Origin of the sequence: Kineococcus endophyticus, assembly GCF_040796495.1 — a bacterium.
GTDB lineage: Bacteria > Actinomycetota > Actinomycetes > Actinomycetales > Kineococcaceae > Kineococcus > Kineococcus endophyticus.
Genome location: NZ_JBFNQN010000002.1, coordinates 122,411 through 139,229, shown reverse-complemented (window position 1 = coordinate 139,229; position 16,819 = coordinate 122,411). Strand labels below are relative to the sequence as shown.

Annotated in this window: 18 protein-coding genes; 10 read left to right on the top strand and 8 right to left on the bottom strand. The window is 73.9% G+C overall.

The annotated features are described in order from the left end of the window. Positions 1 to 4: 4 nt before the first annotated feature. Positions 5 to 1,528, bottom strand: coding sequence for a diguanylate cyclase domain-containing protein (locus tag AB1207_RS02940; RefSeq protein WP_367636293.1), 1,524 nt, complete (start codon positions 1,526 to 1,528; stop codon positions 5 to 7). A gap of 85 nt (positions 1,529 to 1,613) precedes the next feature. On the opposite strand from AB1207_RS02940, the gene purS reads away from it, so the two are divergent. The 3 genes from purS to purL are packed head-to-tail and all read left to right on the top strand — an operon-like array spanning position 1,614 to position 4,863. Next, complete coding sequence (purS, locus tag AB1207_RS02935; protein ID WP_367636292.1) at positions 1,614 to 1,886, top strand: phosphoribosylformylglycinamidine synthase subunit PurS; 273 nt, start codon at positions 1,614 to 1,616, stop codon at positions 1,884 to 1,886. After that, positions 1,883 to 2,560: a phosphoribosylformylglycinamidine synthase subunit PurQ gene (gene purQ, locus AB1207_RS02930; protein WP_366173917.1), complete on the top strand. Its 678-nt coding sequence runs from the start codon at positions 1,883 to 1,885 to the stop codon at positions 2,558 to 2,560. Before purS ends, purQ begins: the two co-directional genes overlap by 4 nt. Then, entirely contained in the window at positions 2,557 to 4,863 is a 2,307-nt protein-coding gene (gene purL / locus AB1207_RS02925) for a phosphoribosylformylglycinamidine synthase subunit PurL (protein WP_367636291.1), read from the top strand. Before purQ ends, purL begins: the two co-directional genes overlap by 4 nt. A gap of 45 nt (positions 4,864 to 4,908) precedes the next feature. Here purL and AB1207_RS02920 read toward each other — a convergent pair whose 3' ends face one another. Then, on the bottom strand, positions 4,909 to 5,478 hold the full coding sequence (locus tag AB1207_RS02920; RefSeq protein ID WP_367636290.1) for a TetR/AcrR family transcriptional regulator: 570 nt from the start codon (positions 5,476 to 5,478) through the stop codon (positions 4,909 to 4,911). An 82-nt stretch (positions 5,479 to 5,560) separates the two neighbouring features. On the opposite strand from AB1207_RS02920, the gene AB1207_RS02915 reads away from it, so the two are divergent. The 3 genes from AB1207_RS02915 to AB1207_RS02905 are packed head-to-tail and all read left to right on the top strand — an operon-like array spanning position 5,561 to position 8,100. Next, on the top strand, positions 5,561 to 6,454 hold the full coding sequence (locus AB1207_RS02915) for an NAD-dependent epimerase/dehydratase family protein (RefSeq protein ID WP_367636289.1): 894 nt from the start codon (positions 5,561 to 5,563) through the stop codon (positions 6,452 to 6,454). 42 nt (positions 6,455 to 6,496) lie between these two features. Next, a complete protein-coding gene (locus tag AB1207_RS02910) occupies positions 6,497 to 7,186 on the top strand; it encodes a copper homeostasis protein CutC (protein WP_367636288.1) in 690 nt (229 codons plus the stop codon). 20 nt (positions 7,187 to 7,206) lie between these two features. Continuing rightward, complete coding sequence (locus tag AB1207_RS02905; RefSeq protein ID WP_367636518.1) at positions 7,207 to 8,100, top strand: phosphotransferase; 894 nt, start codon at positions 7,207 to 7,209, stop codon at positions 8,098 to 8,100. Here AB1207_RS02905 and AB1207_RS02900 read toward each other — a convergent pair. The 5 genes from AB1207_RS02900 to AB1207_RS02880 all read right to left on the bottom strand — a co-directional run bounded on the left by AB1207_RS02900 (position 8,050) and on the right by AB1207_RS02880 (position 11,423). Continuing rightward, complete coding sequence (locus AB1207_RS02900) at positions 8,050 to 8,625, bottom strand: hypothetical protein (protein ID WP_367636287.1); 576 nt, start codon at positions 8,623 to 8,625, stop codon at positions 8,050 to 8,052. The two genes, AB1207_RS02905 and AB1207_RS02900, sit on opposite strands and share 51 nt — an antisense overlap. After that, positions 8,622 to 9,437, bottom strand: a complete 816-nt coding sequence (locus AB1207_RS02895; RefSeq protein WP_367636286.1) for a hypothetical protein — start codon at positions 9,435 to 9,437, stop codon at positions 8,622 to 8,624. Before AB1207_RS02895 ends, AB1207_RS02900 begins: the two co-directional genes overlap by 4 nt. Before the next feature lie 76 nt (positions 9,438 to 9,513). Beyond that, positions 9,514 to 10,110, bottom strand: coding sequence for a hypothetical protein (locus tag AB1207_RS02890; protein WP_367636285.1), 597 nt, complete (start codon positions 10,108 to 10,110; stop codon positions 9,514 to 9,516). Then, entirely contained in the window at positions 10,107 to 10,931 is an 825-nt protein-coding gene (locus AB1207_RS02885; protein ID WP_367636284.1) for a hypothetical protein, read from the bottom strand. Before AB1207_RS02885 ends, AB1207_RS02890 begins: the two co-directional genes overlap by 4 nt. 9 nt (positions 10,932 to 10,940) lie before the next feature. Continuing rightward, positions 10,941 to 11,423, bottom strand: a complete 483-nt coding sequence (locus AB1207_RS02880) for a heme-degrading domain-containing protein (RefSeq protein ID WP_367636283.1) — start codon at positions 11,421 to 11,423, stop codon at positions 10,941 to 10,943. Between the two features lie 136 nt (positions 11,424 to 11,559). Here AB1207_RS02880 and AB1207_RS02875 point away from each other — a divergent pair, with 136 nt between their 5' ends. Further along, complete coding sequence (locus AB1207_RS02875) at positions 11,560 to 13,029, top strand: sugar porter family MFS transporter (RefSeq protein ID WP_367636282.1); 1,470 nt, start codon at positions 11,560 to 11,562, stop codon at positions 13,027 to 13,029. Positions 13,030 to 13,054: 25 nt separating this feature from the next. Here AB1207_RS02875 and AB1207_RS02870 read toward each other — a convergent pair whose 3' ends face one another. After that, the gene (locus AB1207_RS02870; RefSeq protein ID WP_367636281.1) at positions 13,055 to 13,792 is read right to left on the bottom strand and encodes a GntR family transcriptional regulator; all 738 of its coding nucleotides are present in this window, start codon (positions 13,790 to 13,792) and stop codon (positions 13,055 to 13,057) included. A 252-nt stretch (positions 13,793 to 14,044) separates the two neighbouring features. Between AB1207_RS02870 and iolC the strand changes: the two genes are divergently transcribed. From iolC to iolB, 3 genes are read left to right on the top strand one after another with little or no spacing between them, the layout of a single operon-like run. Beyond that, on the top strand, positions 14,045 to 14,989 hold the full coding sequence (gene iolC / locus AB1207_RS02865) for a 5-dehydro-2-deoxygluconokinase (RefSeq protein WP_367636517.1): 945 nt from the start codon (positions 14,045 to 14,047) through the stop codon (positions 14,987 to 14,989). After that, complete coding sequence (locus AB1207_RS02860) at positions 14,982 to 15,869, top strand: Cgl0159 family (beta/alpha)8-fold protein (protein WP_367636280.1); 888 nt, start codon at positions 14,982 to 14,984, stop codon at positions 15,867 to 15,869. The genes iolC and AB1207_RS02860 overlap by 8 nt, the downstream gene beginning before the upstream one ends. Positions 15,870 to 15,877: 8 nt before the next feature. Beyond that, the gene (gene iolB / locus AB1207_RS02855; RefSeq protein ID WP_367636279.1) at positions 15,878 to 16,780 is read left to right on the top strand and encodes a 5-deoxy-glucuronate isomerase; all 903 of its coding nucleotides are present in this window, start codon (positions 15,878 to 15,880) and stop codon (positions 16,778 to 16,780) included. The last annotated feature ends 39 nt before the right edge of the window (positions 16,781 to 16,819 follow it).

Here is a 16,819-nt window from a genome sequence, read left to right as displayed (position 1 = left end):
CGCCTCAGACGCCCAGGACGCTGCGACCTCCACCAGCTCTCTTCGCGACGTACATGGCCGCGTCGGCGCGGGAGAGCAGCGTGTCGGCGTCGTCACCGGGCTCGGAGGCCGTGACGCCGACGCTCGCGCTGATCGTCGCCGGTCCGGCGCTCAGCAGGAACGGCGCGCGCAGGGCGGTGACGACGGCGTCGGCCGTGTCGTCGACCGCGCCGGGGAACAGGTCGGGCAGCACGACCGCGAACTCGTCGCCGCCGAGGCGGGCGACGAACCCGTCGGGGCCCGCGGCGTCCAGCAGGCGCCGGGCGCTCTCGGTGAGCAGCTCGTCGCCGGCGGCGTGCCCGAGGGTGTCGTTGACGGCCTTGAACCCGTCGAGGTCGACGAACAGCACGGCGACCGTGGCGCCGCCGTCGCCGTCCTCGACGGTCTCCTCCAGGCGCGTCGTGAACGCCCGGCGGTTGGCCAGCCCGGTGAGGGGGTCGACGAGGGCGAGCCGTTCGGTCTCGGCGGCCAGCCGCACGCGCAGCAACGCGGCCGCGGCGAGGGACCCGAGGGAGGCCAGGGCCACCTCGTCGAACTGCTCGGCGTACCGGCTGGTCGGCCGGGCGGCGACGAGCCAGCGGCGGGGGTCGTCGCCGAGCTCGCAGCCGATCTCGTGCTCAACCGGCGGCCGGGACCGCACCTCGAGCCGGCCGCCGGAGACGAGAGCCGTCCCGTGCGCCTCGACGGCCCGCAGCAGCTCCTCGACGCTGGTGACGGCGTGGATGCGGACGGCCGCCTCGAAGAGCGCGCGCTGCTGCCGTCGGCTCTCGTGGGCCCGCCGCCAGGCCCAGGCGGCGACGACGACGGCCATGCTCGGCAGCAGCGTGAGCAACGCGACCCAGCCCGGCATGTCGTGCCGGACGGCCCCGGCGAGGAAGCCCAGCGCGGCGACGAGGAGGAACAGCCCGCCGCCGACGAGGGCACCGGGTTCGGCGAGCTCGGCCAGCACCGCGCGACGGCGCTCGACGGCGATCGAGACCGCGGACAGGACGGTGTCGGTGGCGAAGTACGTCGCCGCCCCGGCCAGCACCGCCAGGAGCATCCGGGTGTCCACCGGCCGGGCGGGGGCCAGGGCGCCGACGACGAGAACGGCCAGCAGGCTCGACAGCACCGAGGACCCGGCGTTGAAGACGCGGCTCTGCCACGGCCGCCGGTCGACGAAGTAGGCCGGCACCGCGGTGAGCGCCCACGCGGCCAGCGCCACCGGCGGCGGGAGGACGACGAGGAGGTAGAAGAGCACGACGGGGGCGAAGGGCACGTGGATGCCCGAGGCACCGCCGGTGACCATGAGCGGGAAGCGCGTCAGGACCCAGCCCAGCGGCAGGCTGACGGCGAGCGCCGCGGCCAGCCGCGGGTCGGCCCCGGCGGCCCACCAGGCGTGCAGGGCCCCGACGAGGACGCCCAGGCCCAGGACGAAGATCCCGCTGTCCAGCAGCACCGACGCGCTGGGACGACGGGGTCCCCGCGGCGGGGTCGAGGCGGTCTCCACGTCCTCACCTCGGCACGGACGGGCGCCACCTTGAGCGGCGGTAGCCTGGGGGTCGCCGATCCCCCTCCCCGAAGGAGCGCCGCGCATGGGCCGCGTCGTCATCGACGTCATGCCGAAACCCGAGATCCTCGACCCGCAGGGGAAGGCCGTCGTCGGCGCCCTCCCGCGGCTGGGGTTCGACCTCTTCACCAGCGTCCGCCAGGGCAAGCGCTTCGAGCTCGAGGTCGCGGGGGACGTCACCCCCGAGGTCCTCGAGCAGGCGCGCAAGGCCGCCGAGACCCTGCTGTCCAACCCGGTGATCGAGGACGTCGTCAGCGTCCGCGAGGCCACCGGGGACACCGCGGGGGCGCAGGCGTGAAGGTCGGCGTCGTCACCTTCCCCGGCTCCCTCGACGACGGCGACGCCCGTCGCGCCGTGACCCTGGCCGGCGGCGAGGCCGTCGCGCTCTGGCACGCCGACGCCGACCTGCGCGGTGTCGACGCGGTGGTCCTGCCCGGGGGCTTCTCCTACGGCGACTACCTGCGCTGCGGGGCCATCGCCCGCTTCGCGCCCGTCATGACCGAGGTCGTGCGCGCCGCCGAGGGCGGGATGCCCGTCCTGGGCATCTGCAACGGCTTCCAGGTGCTGTGCGAGTCGCACCTGCTGCCCGGCGCGCTCGTCCGCAACGACCACCAGAAGTTCGTCTGCAAGGACCAGCGCCTGCGGGTCGAGCAGACCGGCACGGCGTGGACGTCGTCCTTCACCGCGGGCCAGGAGATCACCGTCCCGCTGAAGAACGGTGAGGGCGGGTTCGTCGCCGACACCGCGACGCTGGACCGGCTCGAGGGGGAGGGCCGCGTGGTCTTCCGCTACCTCGACGGCAACCCGAACGGGTCGCTGCGGGACATCGCCGGGATCAGCAACGACCGCGGCAACGTCGTCGGCCTCATGCCGCACCCCGAGCACGCCGTCGAGGAGCTGTTCGGCCCCGGGCTGGACGGGCTGGGCCTGTTCACCTCCGTGCTGAGCGCCGGTCTGGAGGCGATCGCGTGAGCACCGCCCTGGACACCGTCACCCGGGCCGCACAGACGCCGGACCACCCGCAGCCCTGGAAGGAACTGGGGCTCAAGGCCGACGAGTACGAGCGCATCCGCGAGATCCTCGACCGCCGCCCCACGGGTGCGGAACTGGCCATGTACTCGGTCATGTGGAGCGAGCACTGCTCCTACAAGAGCTCCAAGGTCCACCTGCGCACCTTCGGCGACCACGTCACCGAGGACATGAAGAAGCACCTCATGGTCGGCATCGGCGAGAACGCCGGTGTCGTCGACATCGGCCAGGGCTGGGCCGTCACGTTCAAGGTGGAGTCGCACAACCACCCGAGCTACATCGAGCCGTACCAGGGTGCGGCCACGGGCGTCGGCGGGATCATCCGCGACATCATGGCGATGGGCGCGCGGCCGATCGCGGTCATGGACTCGTTGCGGTTCGGGGCGATCGACCACCCCGACACCGCCCGCGTCGTGCCCGGGGTCGTCTCCGGCGTCGGCGGGTACGGCAACTGCATCGGTCTGCCGAACATCGGCGGCGAGGTCGTCTTCGACCCGACGTACCAGGGGAACCCGCTCGTCAACGCCCTGTGCATCGGCGCGATGAAGCACGAGGACCTGCACCTGGCGAACGCCCGCGGTGTGGGGAACCTCGTGGTGCTGTTCGGGGCCCGCACGGGCGGCGACGGCATCGGCGGGGTCTCGGTGCTGGCCAGCGAGACGTTCGACGCGACCGGTCCGTCCAAGCGGCCGGCCGTGCAGGTGGGGGACCCGTTCCAGGAGAAGGTGCTCATCGAGTGCTGCCTGGACCTGTTCCACGCCGGCCTGGTCGAGGGCATCCAGGACCTCGGCGGTGCCGGGCTGTCCTGCGCCACGAGCGAACTGGCCTCGGCCGGTGACGGCGGGATGCTGGTCCACCTCGACCGCGTCCCGCTGCGCGACCCCTCGCTCTCGCCCGAGGAGATCCTCATGAGCGAGTCGCAGGAACGCATGATGGCCGTCGTCACCCCGGCGAACATCGACGCGTTCCTCGCGGTCACCGCGAAGTGGGACGTCGAGGCCGCGGTGCTCGGTGAGGTCACCGACGGCGAGCACCTCGTCGTGCAGTGGCACGGCGAGACCGTCGTCGACGTCCCGCCGCGCACGGTCGCCCACGACGGCCCGGTGTACCAGCGGCCGTACGCGCGGCCGGAGTCGCAGGACGCGCTGCAGGCCGACACCCCCGACCGCCTCCCGCGGCCGGCCTCGGACGAGGAACTGCGCGCCACCCTGCTGCGCATGGTGGGGTCGCCGAACCTGTCCTCGCGCGCCTGGGTCACCGACCAGTACGACCGCTACGTCATGGGCGGCACGGCGCTCGCGACCCCCGACGACGCGGGCGTCGTGCGCGTCGACGAGGAGACGAACCTCGGGGTGGCGCTGTCCCTGGACGGCAACGGCCGGTTCGCCCGGCTCGACCCGCGCACGGGGGCGGCGCTGTCGCTCGCCGAGGCGTACCGCAACGTCGCCGCGGCGGGGGCGAAACCCCTCGCCGTCACCGACTGCCTGAACTTCGGTTCGCCGGAGGACTCCGGGGTCATGTGGCAGTTCGCCGAGGCCGTGCAGGGTCTGGCCCTGGCCTGCGAGGAGCTCGGGGTTCCCGTCACCGGCGGGAACGTCTCGCTCTACAACCAGACCGGCGACGACGGCCTGAACTCCGCCGTGCTGCCGACGCCCGTCATCGGGGTCCTCGGTGTCCTGGACGACGTCCGGCGCCGCACCCCGTCCGGGTGGCGGGAGGCGGGGCAGAGCGTGTTCCTGCTCGGGACCACGCGCGACGAGCTCGGCGGGTCCGAGTGGGCCTGGGCCGAGCACGGCCACCTCGGTGGTCTGCCCCCGGCGCTGGACCTGCAGCACGAGAAGCTGCTGGCCGACGTCCTCGTGCAGTGCTCCCGCGACGGTCTCGTCGACGCGGCGCACGACTTGTCGGACGGCGGGCTCGCGCAGGCGCTCGTGGAGTCCGTGCTGCGTTACGGCGTCGGCGTGCGCGTCGGGCTGGACGAACTCCTCGACCGGGACGGCGTCGACGCGTTCACGGCCCTGTTCTCCGAGTCGGCGGGACGGGCGATCGTGTCCGTGCCGCGCGAGGAGGAGGTGCGGTTCACGGACATGTGCACCGCCCGCGGCCTCGCGCACCTGCGGATCGGCGTCACCGACGCCGGGGACGACACGCAGGAGCCGGCGCTGGACGTGCAGGGCCGGTTCTCCGTGTCCCTGGCCGCGCTGCGCGACGCGCACACGGCGACGCTGCCTCGCCACTTCGGCTGACGTCAGCCGGCGACGACCCGCGCGGAGGTTCCTCCTCCGCGCGGGTCAGTGCTGCGGGGCGAGCGTCTGCCGCAGGGCGGACAGCGTGTCCTGCAGCAGGTCCGCCATCGGACGGTCCTCATCGTCGAGGATCCACCGCTCGAAGGCGACCTGGAACACCGTGATCGTCGACCGCCCCAGCAGCGTGGCCGCCGGGTCGGGGACCCCCCGCTCGCGCAGCGCCTGCGCGAGCGCCTGGGCGATCGTCACCATCTTGAGCTGCTCGCGTTCGGCGAGGGCGGGGTTCGCCAGCACCACGGCCGTCCGCGTGCGGGACCACTCGCGGCGCTCCTGCGGGAAGAACTCCGTGCTCGCGGCGAGGGCGTCGGCCGCCAGGTCCACCGGGTCGTGCGCCGCGGACCGTCGGACCGCGCCGGTGAACAGGTCGACGAGCTGGTCGCCGCCGGCGAAGAGCGATTCGCGCTTGTCGCTGAAGTGGCGGAAGAACGTCCGGTCGGTCACGCCGGCCCGGGCCGCGATCTGCGAGACGGTCGTCTCGTCGTAGCCCTGCTCGACGAAGAGGTCGAGGGCAGCGGCCTGCAGCCGTCCGCGTGCTCCGGGTGCCCACCTCGCCATGGCCCCATCCTAGGTGATGACAGATCCTGACATCGGGTCTACGGTGATGTCACGTCCTGACATCACTGTTGGAGGTTCTCCCATGCGCGTCTTCGTCACCGGTGCGTCCGGCTGGATCGGTTCCCACGCCGTCGACGAGTTCCTCGCCACCGGCCACGAGGTCCTCGGCCTCGCCCGCTCCGACGCCTCCGCCGCGGCGCTCGAGGCCAAGGGGGTCGAGGTCCTGCGCGGCGACCTCGACGACCTCGACGTCCTGCGCCGCGGGGCGGAGTCGACCGACGGCACCGTCCACCTCGCGAACAAGCACGACTTCGTCCACCCCGAGGTCAGCAACGCCGCCGAACGCGCTGCGGTGCAGACGATCGGTGAGGTGCTGGTCGGTTCCGGCCGGCCGCTGCTGATCGCGGGCGGCCTCGCCGGGTTCGGGCTCGGCCGGCCGGTCGCCGAGACCGACGTCAACCCCGCCGTCGGTCCGGACTCGGCCCGCGGCGGCGCCGAGCGGCTCGTCCTGGACCTCGCCGGGCACGGTGTGCGCAGCCTCGTCGCGCGGTTCGCGCCCACCGTCCACGGCACGGGGGACCACGGGTTCGTGGCCGCCCTCGTCGCCGCCGCCCGGGCCCGGGGCGCCTCCGGGCACGTCGGGGACGGCGCCCACCGCTGGGCCGCCGTCCACGTCACCGACGCGGCGCGGGCCGTGCGCCTCGCGGTCGAGGGAGCCCCGGCGGGCAGCGTCCTGCACGTCGTCGCGGAGGAGGGTGTTCCCACTCGGGACGTCGCCGCCGCCATCGGCCGCGGCCTCGACGTGCCCGTGGACTCCGTCGACCCGGTGCGGGCCGCTGCGGAACTCGGCTGGATCGGGTTCTTCTTCGGGCAGGACGTCTCCGCCACGAACGACCGCACCCGGGCCCTGCTCGGCTGGGAACCGACCGGGCCGACGCTCGCCGAGGACCTCGCGGGGCGCAGCTACTTCGCCTGAACGTCGTCGACGGCGCGGCGTCCCGCAGGGCAGGCTGGGGCCGTGCCCACCGTGGAGATCGCCGTGACCGACCCGCAGGGGGCGCGTGCCGCCCGCACCGCGGGAGCTCACCGCCTGGAACTCTGCGTCGCCCTCGAGGTGGGTGGGCTGACCCCCTCGCCCGGGCTCGTCGAGCGGGTCGTCGCGGCGGCCGGCCCGGTGGGGGTGCACGTCCTGCTGCGGGCCCGGCCCGGTGACTTCGTCCACGACGAGGACGACCTCGCAGCGGTCCTGCGGGACGGCCGGCTCGCCCTCGCGGCCGGCGCGGCCGGACTGGTCGTCGGACCGCTGCGCCCGGACGGCCGGTTCGACACCGCTGCGCTGCAGTCGTTCCGCGAGCTCGCCGGCAGCGCTCAGCTCACCGCCCACCGGGGTTTCGACGTGCACCCGGACGTCGAGGGGAACGTCGAGACCCTCGTGGCGGCCGGCGTCGACCGGATCCTCACCTCCGGTGGGGCCGCGTCCGCGCACGACGGGACCGACCGCCTCGCGCGGGCCGTCGCGGCGGCCGCGGGGCGCCTGACCGTCATGGCCGGCGGGGGAGTGGTCCCGGACCGCGTCCCCGAGCTCGTGGCCGTGACCGGAGTGAGCGACGTGCACCTCTCGGCCCGGCGCCTCACGCTGCCCGACACCGGGTTCGGGGCCCGCTACGCCGTCGACCCTGACCTCGTCCGGGCGGCGGTGCGCGCGTGAGCGACCAGCGGCACGCCCGGATGCACCCGGACGAGGTGGACGTCCCGACCACCCTCGTACGTCGGCTCGTGGACGAGCAGTTCCCCGCCTGGCGGGACCGGGCGCTGGAACCCCTGCCGGGGCGGGGGACCGTGAACGCCGTGTTCGCCCTGACCGGCGGTGACGAGGACCTGGTGGTGCGCCTGCCGTTGCGCCCGGAGGCCGCCGACGCCCTCGACGCCGAGCGCGCGGCGGCCCGCGAGGTGCTGGGGCGCACCCGGTTCGCCACGCCGGAGGTCGTCGCGGCGGGGGAGCCGGGGCACGGGTACCCGTTCGGCTGGACGGTGCTGCGCCTGCTGCCGGGAACCCCCGCCGACCAGGTCGACACCGCCGGCTCGGTCGGTCTGGTCGGCGACCTCGCGGAGTTCGTGCGCGGGGTGCGGACGCTGCCCTTGCGGGGTCGCCGGTTCGCCGGCACCGGGCGCGGCGGCGACCTGCACCGGCACGACGCGTGGGTCGCGGAGTGCCTGCAGCGCAGCGAGAGCCTGTTCGACGTGCCCGCGGCGCGGGAGCTGTGGTCACGGTTCCGCGCGCTGCCGCACGTGTCCGCGGACGTCGTCACCCACGGGGACCTGGTGCCCGGCAACCTCCTCCTCGACGGCGCGGGTCGGCTCACCGCCGTCCTCGACGTCGGGGGTCTCGGCCCCGCCGATCCCGCGCTCGACCTCGTCGCCGGGTGGCACCTCTTCGACCGTCCCGCCCGCGAGGTGTTCCGGACCGCCTGCGGCGGTGAGGAGCTGGACTGGGTGCGGGGCCAGGCGTGGGCTTTCGTCCAAGCGGTCGGGCTCGTCTGGTACTACCTCGACAGCCACCCGGGCATGAGCTCACTCGGCGCGCGCACGCTGGCCCGCGTCCTCGCCGACCCGTTGGTGTGAGCCGGGCCGCCGGCACCACAGGTGGACGACGACCGCCACGGCGACGGGCAGCAGCACGTCGGAGGTGGTGAGCAACCCGCCCGTCCACCCGAGCGTGACGTGCCGGAACGACACCCCGCCCGCCCCGCCGTCCGCGCCGGCCGTGCCCGGGACGAGTTCGAACCCGACGGTGGCCGCGGCCGTCGCCACCGCCCAGACCGCCGCGGCCGCGGAAAGCCAGGGCAGCGTCCGGCGGACGTCCCCCAGCGCTGGGAGGACCCGGTCAGCGGACGTGGCGATGGCCAGGGCGAGGCAGCCGAGCGCCGTGAGCGAGGCGAGGTCGACCGGGTCCCCGTACTGCGGGGCGAGCAGGACGACGGTCGCCCACCGGTCCTGCCAGTGCAGGACCGTCGGCTCGGGCAGTCCGCCCGTGGAGCGGACGGTGCGGTCGGACGCGAAGGTGCCGACCACGACGACGACCGACGCCGAGAGCGGGGAGACGGCCGCCAGGACCGCCGCCCGCCCCCACCAGGGGGAGCGCCTCACGGCGCGGGTCGTCGGTAGAGGGCCCGGTCCGCCTCAGCCAGCCGGGGGACGGGCGGTGGTTCGGCAAGCACCGGCTCCGGGACGACGGTGGGCACGACGGTGGGCACGACGGTGGGGACGGGGTCCGCGACCCGGTAGTCCGCGGGCTCACCGTCAGCCTCCTCGGCGTCGGCGTCGGCGTCGGCGTCGTCCTCGAAGACCGACCGCGGAAAGGGCCGGGCCAGCAGCAGGACCGTCGCCACGACGGCGAGGACGAGGTGGGCCCCGCTGAGGGCCAGGGGCGAGGCCAGGTCGATCAGGGGTGGGACGGTGTCCGGGAAGTCCACGTCCGACCCGCCGGTGTGCCGCAGCACCGCCGGGACGCCCACGGTGCCGACCATCAGCACCGACGAGACGAGGGCCGCCGCCACGGCGGTCCACCGTGCTCCCCGGGGCACCGCGACGGATCGCCCGGCGGCCCGGTGGCCGGCCAGGTGCAGGCCGGCCAGGACGGCCACGAGGACGACGGGGCCGAGGAGCTTCTCGTCGGACGGGACGATGTACTGCAACGCCTTCCACCGGTAGACGAGGTCCACGCCGGGGTCGACGGAAGACGTCTCGTTCCCGCTCTCGTCGGAGGTGTAGGTCGTGAAGTACTCCTCGTCGACGGCACCCGAGAGCACGGCCAGGACCGCCGCGACCGCGGTGAGGGGAGCGGCGAGGGCGGCGACGGCCAGGACCCAGGCGGCGGCGCGGATCCGCCTGGTCACCCCCGAGCCCTCCTCCGGTGCCGGCGCCGGGACCTCGGCTGCGCGCTGCGCGGTGTCGTCCACGCCCCGACCGTAGGGGCCGGGGCCCGCCCGGCGAGGGGTGGTGCCCCCATGTGGAACCCGGTCCCGCGGGGTCGGGTCAGGCGGTGCTCTCGACGTCCGGGGCGCTGTCCCCGTCCGGCGGGGTGTCCTGGTCCGTGGGCGCCGGGGGCCGTCCGCACCAGAGCACCGCGGCGGCGGCCACGGCGGCGGCCAGGACCTCCTGCCCCGTCTGGACCGCCCACTGCGGGAACACCAGGCCCGTGTCCCGTGGGGCGATGCCGCTCACCGACTGGTCCGGCCCGGTCGACCCGACCACCTCGAACCACGACGTGAGGACGGCCGTACCCAGGGCCCACACCCCGCAGCCGACGGCCAGCCACGTCACCACCGTCCGCCCCTCGGGCGGCGCGAGCCCGCCCGGCCTGCCGCGGACGACGACGAGCGCCAGGGCCAGGCACCCCAGCGCGGTCAGCACGGCCGGCCAGCCGGCCTGGCCGAAGGTCTGCACCGCGTGCCAGCGGTCCTGCAGGCGCAGGGTGGTGGTGGCCGGGATGCCAGTGGTGCTGTGGACGACCTGGTCGTCCTGGAACACGGACGCCGTCACGAGGACGGCGGACAGCAGGGGAGCGGCGGCCGCCACGGCGACGAGGCGGAACCACCAGGGCGAGGACGGGGCCGGGGTCGGTGGCGTCACGACGTGGGCCGCCGGTACCAGGCGCGGTCCTCCTCGGACAGCCGCGGCACCGCGGGGGGTTGGGGGGCCGCGGGTGCCGCAGGGACGGGGACGGGGGTGGCGTCGAGCGGTTCGTGCTCCGGCGCCGGGTCCGGCAGCGGGAGGACGGGAGACGACTCCCCGGCCTCCCGCGGTACCGGTGCCGGTCGTGGGGCCGGCCAGTCCTCGACGGTCCCGCGGGCCCGGCGCAGCAGGAGGAGGACCGCGGCCAGCAGGCAGGCGGCCAGGAGGAAGAGGACGGGGCCGGCCGAGCCGACGAGCTGGACGAGGGCGGAGGGGCCGCCGAGCCCGCCGAAGCCGTGGTCCTCCTCACCGCTCGAGCGTTCACGCAGGACCAGTGGGACGGCGCCCACGCCCACGCCCACCACGGCCGACGCGGCGGCGGCCACGACGGCGACCAGCCGCGCACCGAGGGGCACGGCGGGGCGCCCCCGACCGGCGAGGTGCAGCCCGGCCAGCAGCAGCAGGACGGCCACGGGCCCCAGCAGGACCCGGTCGGCCGACACGAGGTAGTCCAGGCCCTGCCAGCGGTCGGTCAGACCGACGGTGCTCGCAGAACCCACCGGGTTGCCGTTCTGGTCGTACTCGTAGCTGGCGAAGTAGTCCTCGTCCAGGCTCCCGGACAGGACGTCCACGGCGGCGACCGCGGCCAGGAGCGGTGGGACCAGAGCGGCCAGGGCCAGGACCCAGGCCGCCACCCGCAACCGCCGGGGGACCGCGGACGGCCCCTGCGCCGGGACCTCCTCGTCGCCGCGACGGCCGTTCGTCCCCACCGACTCCACACTCCGAACCTACGGGGCCGCGAGGAACTCCGTCAGCACCTCGACGACGAGGGCGTGGTCGTCGGCCTGCGGCAGCCCGGAGACCGCGACCGACCCGACGACCCCGACCCCGCGCACCCGCAACGGGAAGGCTCCGCCGTGGGCGGCGAACGCGCGGGGGTCGCGGCGGGCGTCGACGTCGAAGTCGCCGCCCTCGACGCGGAAGCGGGTGCCCACGTACCAGGAGGAGCGGTTGTAGCGGTCGACGACGTCCATCTTGCGCTGCAGCCAGTCGTCGTTGTCCGCGGCCGACCCCGGCAGCGCCGCGTGGAAAAGGCGCTGGCCGTTGCGGCGGATCGCGACGGCGACGGGGAGCCCGGCCGCACGGGCCCGGGTGACGAGGGCGACGCCGAGGCGCCAGGCGTCGTCCTCGTCGAAGTGGTCGAGGACGAGGCGGTCCTCGTCGGCGGTCAGGCGGTCCAGCAGGTCCTGCGGGGTCTCGTCGTCGCTCACCCGCCCATCCTGCCCGAGGGCTCGGAGGCCCGCGTGAGGTGTCTTTGTCTTGACATGCTTACCATCGCGACCTACGGTTCCCGGTGCCGTCACCGTCGATGAACCGCGGTGAACCCGGACGGACGAAGGAGTTCACGTGTCCACCTCCCACGGTCAGCCGGGCTCGCCCGGTGCCGGTCTGCGCGACGCCCTCCCGCCCCTGACCCCGGGGCCCTACCGGTCGCGCCTGGGTGTCGTGGCGCTGGTCGCCACGTTCGGCGGCCTGCTCTTCGGCTACGACACCAGCGTCATCAACGGCGCCCTGGAACCCATGAAGGCCGAGCTCGGTCTGACGGACTTCACCGAGGGCGTGGTGACGAGTTCGCTGCTCTTCGGGGCGGCCGTCGGCGCGATCGGCGGCGGCCGGCTCTCGGACGCCTGGGGACGGCGCAAGACGATCCTGCTCATGTCGGGGTTCTTCTTCTTCGGCGCCCTCGTCTGCGTCTTCGCCCCGAACTTCGAGGTCATGGTCGTCGGCCGCGTGCTGCTCGGTCTCGCCGTGGGGGCCGCGTCGACGGTCGTGCCGGTGTTCCTCGCCGAACTCGCGCCCTACGAGATCCGCGGATCCCTCTCCGGCCGCAACGAGATGATGATCGTCGTCGGCCAGCTCGCCGCGTTCGTCGTCAACGCGATCGTCGGGAACGTCTGGGGGGAGTACGGCGGCGTCTGGCGGATCATGCTGGCGTTCGTGACGTTGCCCGCCGCGGCGTTGTTCATCGGCATGCTCCGCGTCCCGGAGTCGCCGCGCTGGCTGATCGACCACGGCCAGTTCGACGAGGCCGTCGAGGTCCTGCGGCAGGTCCGGCCCGACGGGCGCGCCGAGGCCGAGGCCCGGCAGATCGCCGGACTCACGCACGCCGACTCCAAGCGCGAGGCCGTCGACTGGCGCAGCGTCCTGTCCAACCGGTGGCTGCGCCGCATCCTGCTCGTGGGCATCGGTCTGGGCGTCGCGCAGCAGCTCACGGGCATCAACTCGATCATGTACTACGGCCAGTCCATCCTGCGCGAGGCCGGGTTCGACCAGAGCACCGCCCTCATCGCGAACATCGCGCCCGGCGTCATCGCCGTCGTCGGTGCGTTCATCGCCCTGCGCATGATGGACAGCTTCAGCCGTCGCAGGACGTTCATCATCGGGTTCACCCTCACCACGGTGTGCCACCTGCTCATCGGCATCGGCTCGCTCGTCCTGCCCGTGGGCAACCCGTTGCGACCGTGGGTGATCCTGTTCCTGGTCGTTGCGTTCGTCGGATCCATGCAGACGTTCCTGAACGTCGCCGTCTGGGTCACGCTGTCGGAGATCTTCCCGCTGAAGATGCGGGCGTTCGGCATGGGGACGTCGGTGTTCGTGCTGTGGCTGGCGAACGCGTTCCTCGGCCTGTACTTCCCCACGCTCGTGAGCACCGTCGGCATCACCGGCTGCTTCTTCGGGTTCGCCGTCATCAACCTGCTGGCCCTGGTGTTCGTCCGGACGCAGGTGCCCGAGACCCGCGGCCGCACGCTGGAGGAGCTCGAGGAGGCCGTCACGTCCGGCCGCATCTTCGACAAGGAGGTCCGCGACTTCGCGTGACCCGGACCTTCCGAGGTCGCGCTCGTCAGCGGTCGACGAGCGTGACCTCGAAGGCGTACCGGCTGGCGCGGTAGACGTGCCGGCCGTACTCCACGACGCGACCGGAGTCGTCGTGCGTGGTCCGCTCCATCGTCAGCAGCGGGGCGCCGCGACGCTCGTCGAGCAGCGTGCAGTCCTCGGCGCTGCCCCGGCGGGCGCCGATGCGCTGGCGCGCGACCCGCATCCCGACGCCCCGGCTGCGCAGCAGCTGGTACATGCCGCGTTCGGTGAGGGCCTCGGCCGACAGGTCCGTGTAGGGCGCCGGCAGCCAGTTCTCGAGCAGCGCGAGGGGCTCGCCGCCGGACAACCGCAGGCGGCGCAGGTGCAGGACGGGTGTGCCCGGGCTGATCGCCAGGCTGCCGGCGACGTCGTCGGCGGCGCTGCTGATCTCGTGCAGCAGCACCTGCGTGGCCGGGAGCTGCCCGGACTGCACCAGGTCGTCGTGCAGGCTCGTCAGTTCGACCGGGCGCGTCACCTGCCCGTGGACGACCTGCGTCCCGACACCGCGCTTGCGGACGAGCAGGCCCTTGTCGACGAGCTGCTGGATGGCCCTGCGCATGGTCGGACGCGACAGGCCCAGCTTGTCGGCGAGGTGGATCTCGTTGTCGAGCCGGGACCCCGGCGGCAGCTTGCCGTGCTCGATCGCCTGCTCGATCTGCCGCGCCACCTGGAAGTACAGCGGGACGGGGCTCGACCGGTCGAGGTCGACGAACAGGTCGTTCACTGCTGCTCCTGGGGTCCGGTGGGCGGGCCGGCCACGTCGACGCTCCGCCGTCGCGCCATCGTAGCCGGGAGGAGGTCCGCACGTCAGGAGGTACATTTGTCCTGACAAAGCTTGACAGGGCCAGGGCCGACGGAGCACGCTCGGACCAGCCTCCGCGCCGTCGCGGCCCGGATCGGCTCGCACAACTCGGCCTTGACCACCGGACTGGGAGGACCTCGCGTGAGCAGCACGGCCGCGCTGGACGTGGTGACCATGGGCAGGGTCGGCGTCGACCTGTACCCGCTGCAGGACGGCGTGGGGCTCGAGGACGTCGAGACCTTCGGCAAGTACCTGGGCGGCAGCGCGACCAACGTCGCCGTGGCCGCCGCCCGGCACGGCCGGTCCGCCGCCGTCGTCACCCGCACCGGCAACGACGCCTTCGGCACGTTCATCCACAAGGCGCTCGCGGAGTTCGGCGTCTCCGACCGGTTCGTCTCGGCGGTCGACGGCCTCAACACGCCGCTGGCCTTCTGCGAGATGTACCCGCCGGACCACTTCCCGCTCCTGTTCTACCGGCTGCCCACGGCGCCGGACCTGCAGATCCGCGCCGACGAGCTCGACCTCGACGCGATCCGCGCGGCCGGGGTGTTCTGGGCGACGGTGACGGGCCTGTCCGAGGAACCCAGCCGCGGAGCGCACTTCGCCGCCTGGGAGGCGCGCGAGCGCCGCCGGTTCACGGTCTTGGACCTCGACTACCGGCCCATGTTCTGGGAGTCCCCCGAGCTGGCGACCGAGCAGGTCCGCAAGGCCCTGCCGCACGTGACCGTCGCCGTCGGCAACAAGGAGGAGTGCGAGGTCGCGGTCGGCGAGACCGAACCCCGCCGCGCCGCCGAGGCACTCCTGGACGCCGGTGTCGAGATCGCGATCGTCAAGCAGGGCCCCAAGGGCGTCCTGGGCGCGACCCGCGCCGACGGCGGTCCGACGGAGTTCGTCGAGGTGCCGCCCACGCCGGTGTCCGTCATCAACGGCCTCGGTGCCGGCGACGGTTTCGGCGGGGCCCTCGTGCACGGTCTGCTCTCCGGCTGGGAGCTCGAGCGCATCCTGCGCTTCGCCAACGCTGCCGGGGCCATCGTGGCCACGCGCCGCGAGTGCTCCACCGCCATGCCGACCACCACCGAGGTGGAGGCCCTGCTCGAGGAGGTCGCGTCCCGTGCCTGACCAGCAGTTCGCCCGCGACCTCGCCGAGGTCGCCGAGATCCGCGCCCGGCAGCCCGAGCGCATCCTGGAACTCTCCCGCGCCCGCCGTCGGCGCCCGCTGCTCGAGGGCGACGGCCGGCTCATGGTCGTCGCCGCCGACCACCCCGCCCGCGGCGCCAACGGTGTCGGGTCGAACCCCATGGCGATGGCCGACCGCACCGAACTCCTCGAACGCCTCCGGGTCGCGCTCGCCGTCCCCGGGGTCGACGGGCTGCTCGGCTCGGCCGACATCATCGAGGACCTCACGCTCCTCGGGGCGCTGGAGGGCAAGGTCGTCTTCGGGTCGATGAACCGCGGTGGCCTGCAGGGCGCCAGCTTCGAGCTCGACGACCGTTTCACCGGGTACGACGCGCAGGCCATCGAGGACATGAACCTCGACGGCGGCAAGTTCCTCACCCGCATCGCGCTCGACGACGCCGGCACGCTGCCCACGCTCACGGCCTCGGCCGACGCGATCAGCGAGCTGGCAGCCCGCAAGCTCGTCGCGATGATCGAACCGTTCTGGTCCAGCCGCCAGGGCGGCAAGGTCGTCCACGACCTGTCGGCCGAGGGCGTCGTGAAGTCCATCAACGTCGCCCAGGCCCTGGGGCGGACGACCGCGTACACGTGGTTGAAGATCCCCGTGGTCGACGACATGGAACGCGTCATGGAGTCCACGACGTTCCCGACGCTGCTGCTGGGCGGGGACCCGACGACCTCCCCGGAGGAGACGTTCGCGACGTGGCGCAAGGCGCTGGCGCTGCCGTCCGTGCGCGGGCTGACCGTCGGGCGCACGCTGCTCTACCCGCCGGACGGCGACGTCGAGGCCGCGGTCAAGACCGCCGTCTCCCTGGTGCGGTGAGGAGCGACGTGAGCAGCGCGGACCTGTACGTCCCCGCGGGGGCCTCGGCGGCCGGGGGCTTCGACCTCGTCGTCTCCCCGGAGTCGGCGGGCTGGGGGTACTCCAGCCTGCGCGTCCTGACGCTGGCCCCGGGTGCCTCGCGCACGGTCGCGACGGGGGAGGACGAGCTCCTGGTCCTGCCCCTGTCGGGTTCCTGCACCGTCGAGGTCGACGGTGAGCGGTTCGAGCTGGCCGGTCGGACGAGCGTCTTCGACGGCGTCACCGACTTCGCCTACGTCGGCCGCGACAGCGAGCTGACCGTCCACAGTGCCGCAGGCGGCGTGTTCTCGTTCCCGGGCGCACGGGCGTCGCGCCGCCTGCCTGCCCGCTACGGCCCGGCGTCCGGCGTCCCCGTGGAACTGCGGGGCGCCGGGCAGGCCAGCCGGCAGGTCAACAACTTCGCCACCCCGGCGGCGTTCGAGACCGACAAGCTCATCGCCTGCGAGGTCCTGACCCCGGGCGGGAACTGGTCGTCCTACCCGCCGCACCGGCACGACCGCACGAGCGACGTCGAGAGCGAGCTCGAGGAGATCTACTACTACGAGTTCCGCGCCCTCGCGCCGGACGGCGTCCCGACCGTTCCCGGGGGCGTCGGGATCCAGCAGGTGTACGGCGACGTCCAGGACCCCGACCGGCCGATCGACGTGCTGGAGGAGGTGCACTCCGGCGACGTCGTGCTCATCCCGCACGGCTGGCACGGCCCGTCGATCGCCTCCCCGGCGTACGACATGTACTACCTGAACGTCATGGCCGGGCCCGAGGACGAGCGGGCCTGGAAGATCTGCGACGACCCCGCCCACGGGTGGGTGCGGTCGACCTGGGACGGGCAGCAGGTCGACGCGCGGCTACCGTTCTACTCCGCCCCGAAGTGATGGCCCCGAAGTGATCGCACCGGACACCGCCGAGAACTG

Excerpts from the sequence above, each read along its gene's own strand:
- purS (WP_367636292.1), top strand. The coding sequence starts at position 1,614 with ATGGGCCGCGTCGTCATCGACGTCATGCCGAAACCCGAGATCCTCGAC.
- AB1207_RS02920 (WP_367636290.1), bottom strand. The coding sequence starts at position 5,478 with ATGGCGAGGTGGGCACCCGGAGCACGCGGACGGCTGCAGGCCGCTGCC.
- AB1207_RS02915 (WP_367636289.1), top strand. The coding sequence starts at position 5,561 with ATGCGCGTCTTCGTCACCGGTGCGTCCGGCTGGATCGGTTCCCACGCC.
- AB1207_RS02905 (WP_367636518.1), top strand. The coding sequence starts at position 7,207 with ATGCACCCGGACGAGGTGGACGTCCCGACCACCCTCGTACGTCGGCTC.
- iolC (WP_367636517.1), top strand. The coding sequence starts at position 14,045 with ATGGGCAGGGTCGGCGTCGACCTGTACCCGCTGCAGGACGGCGTGGGG.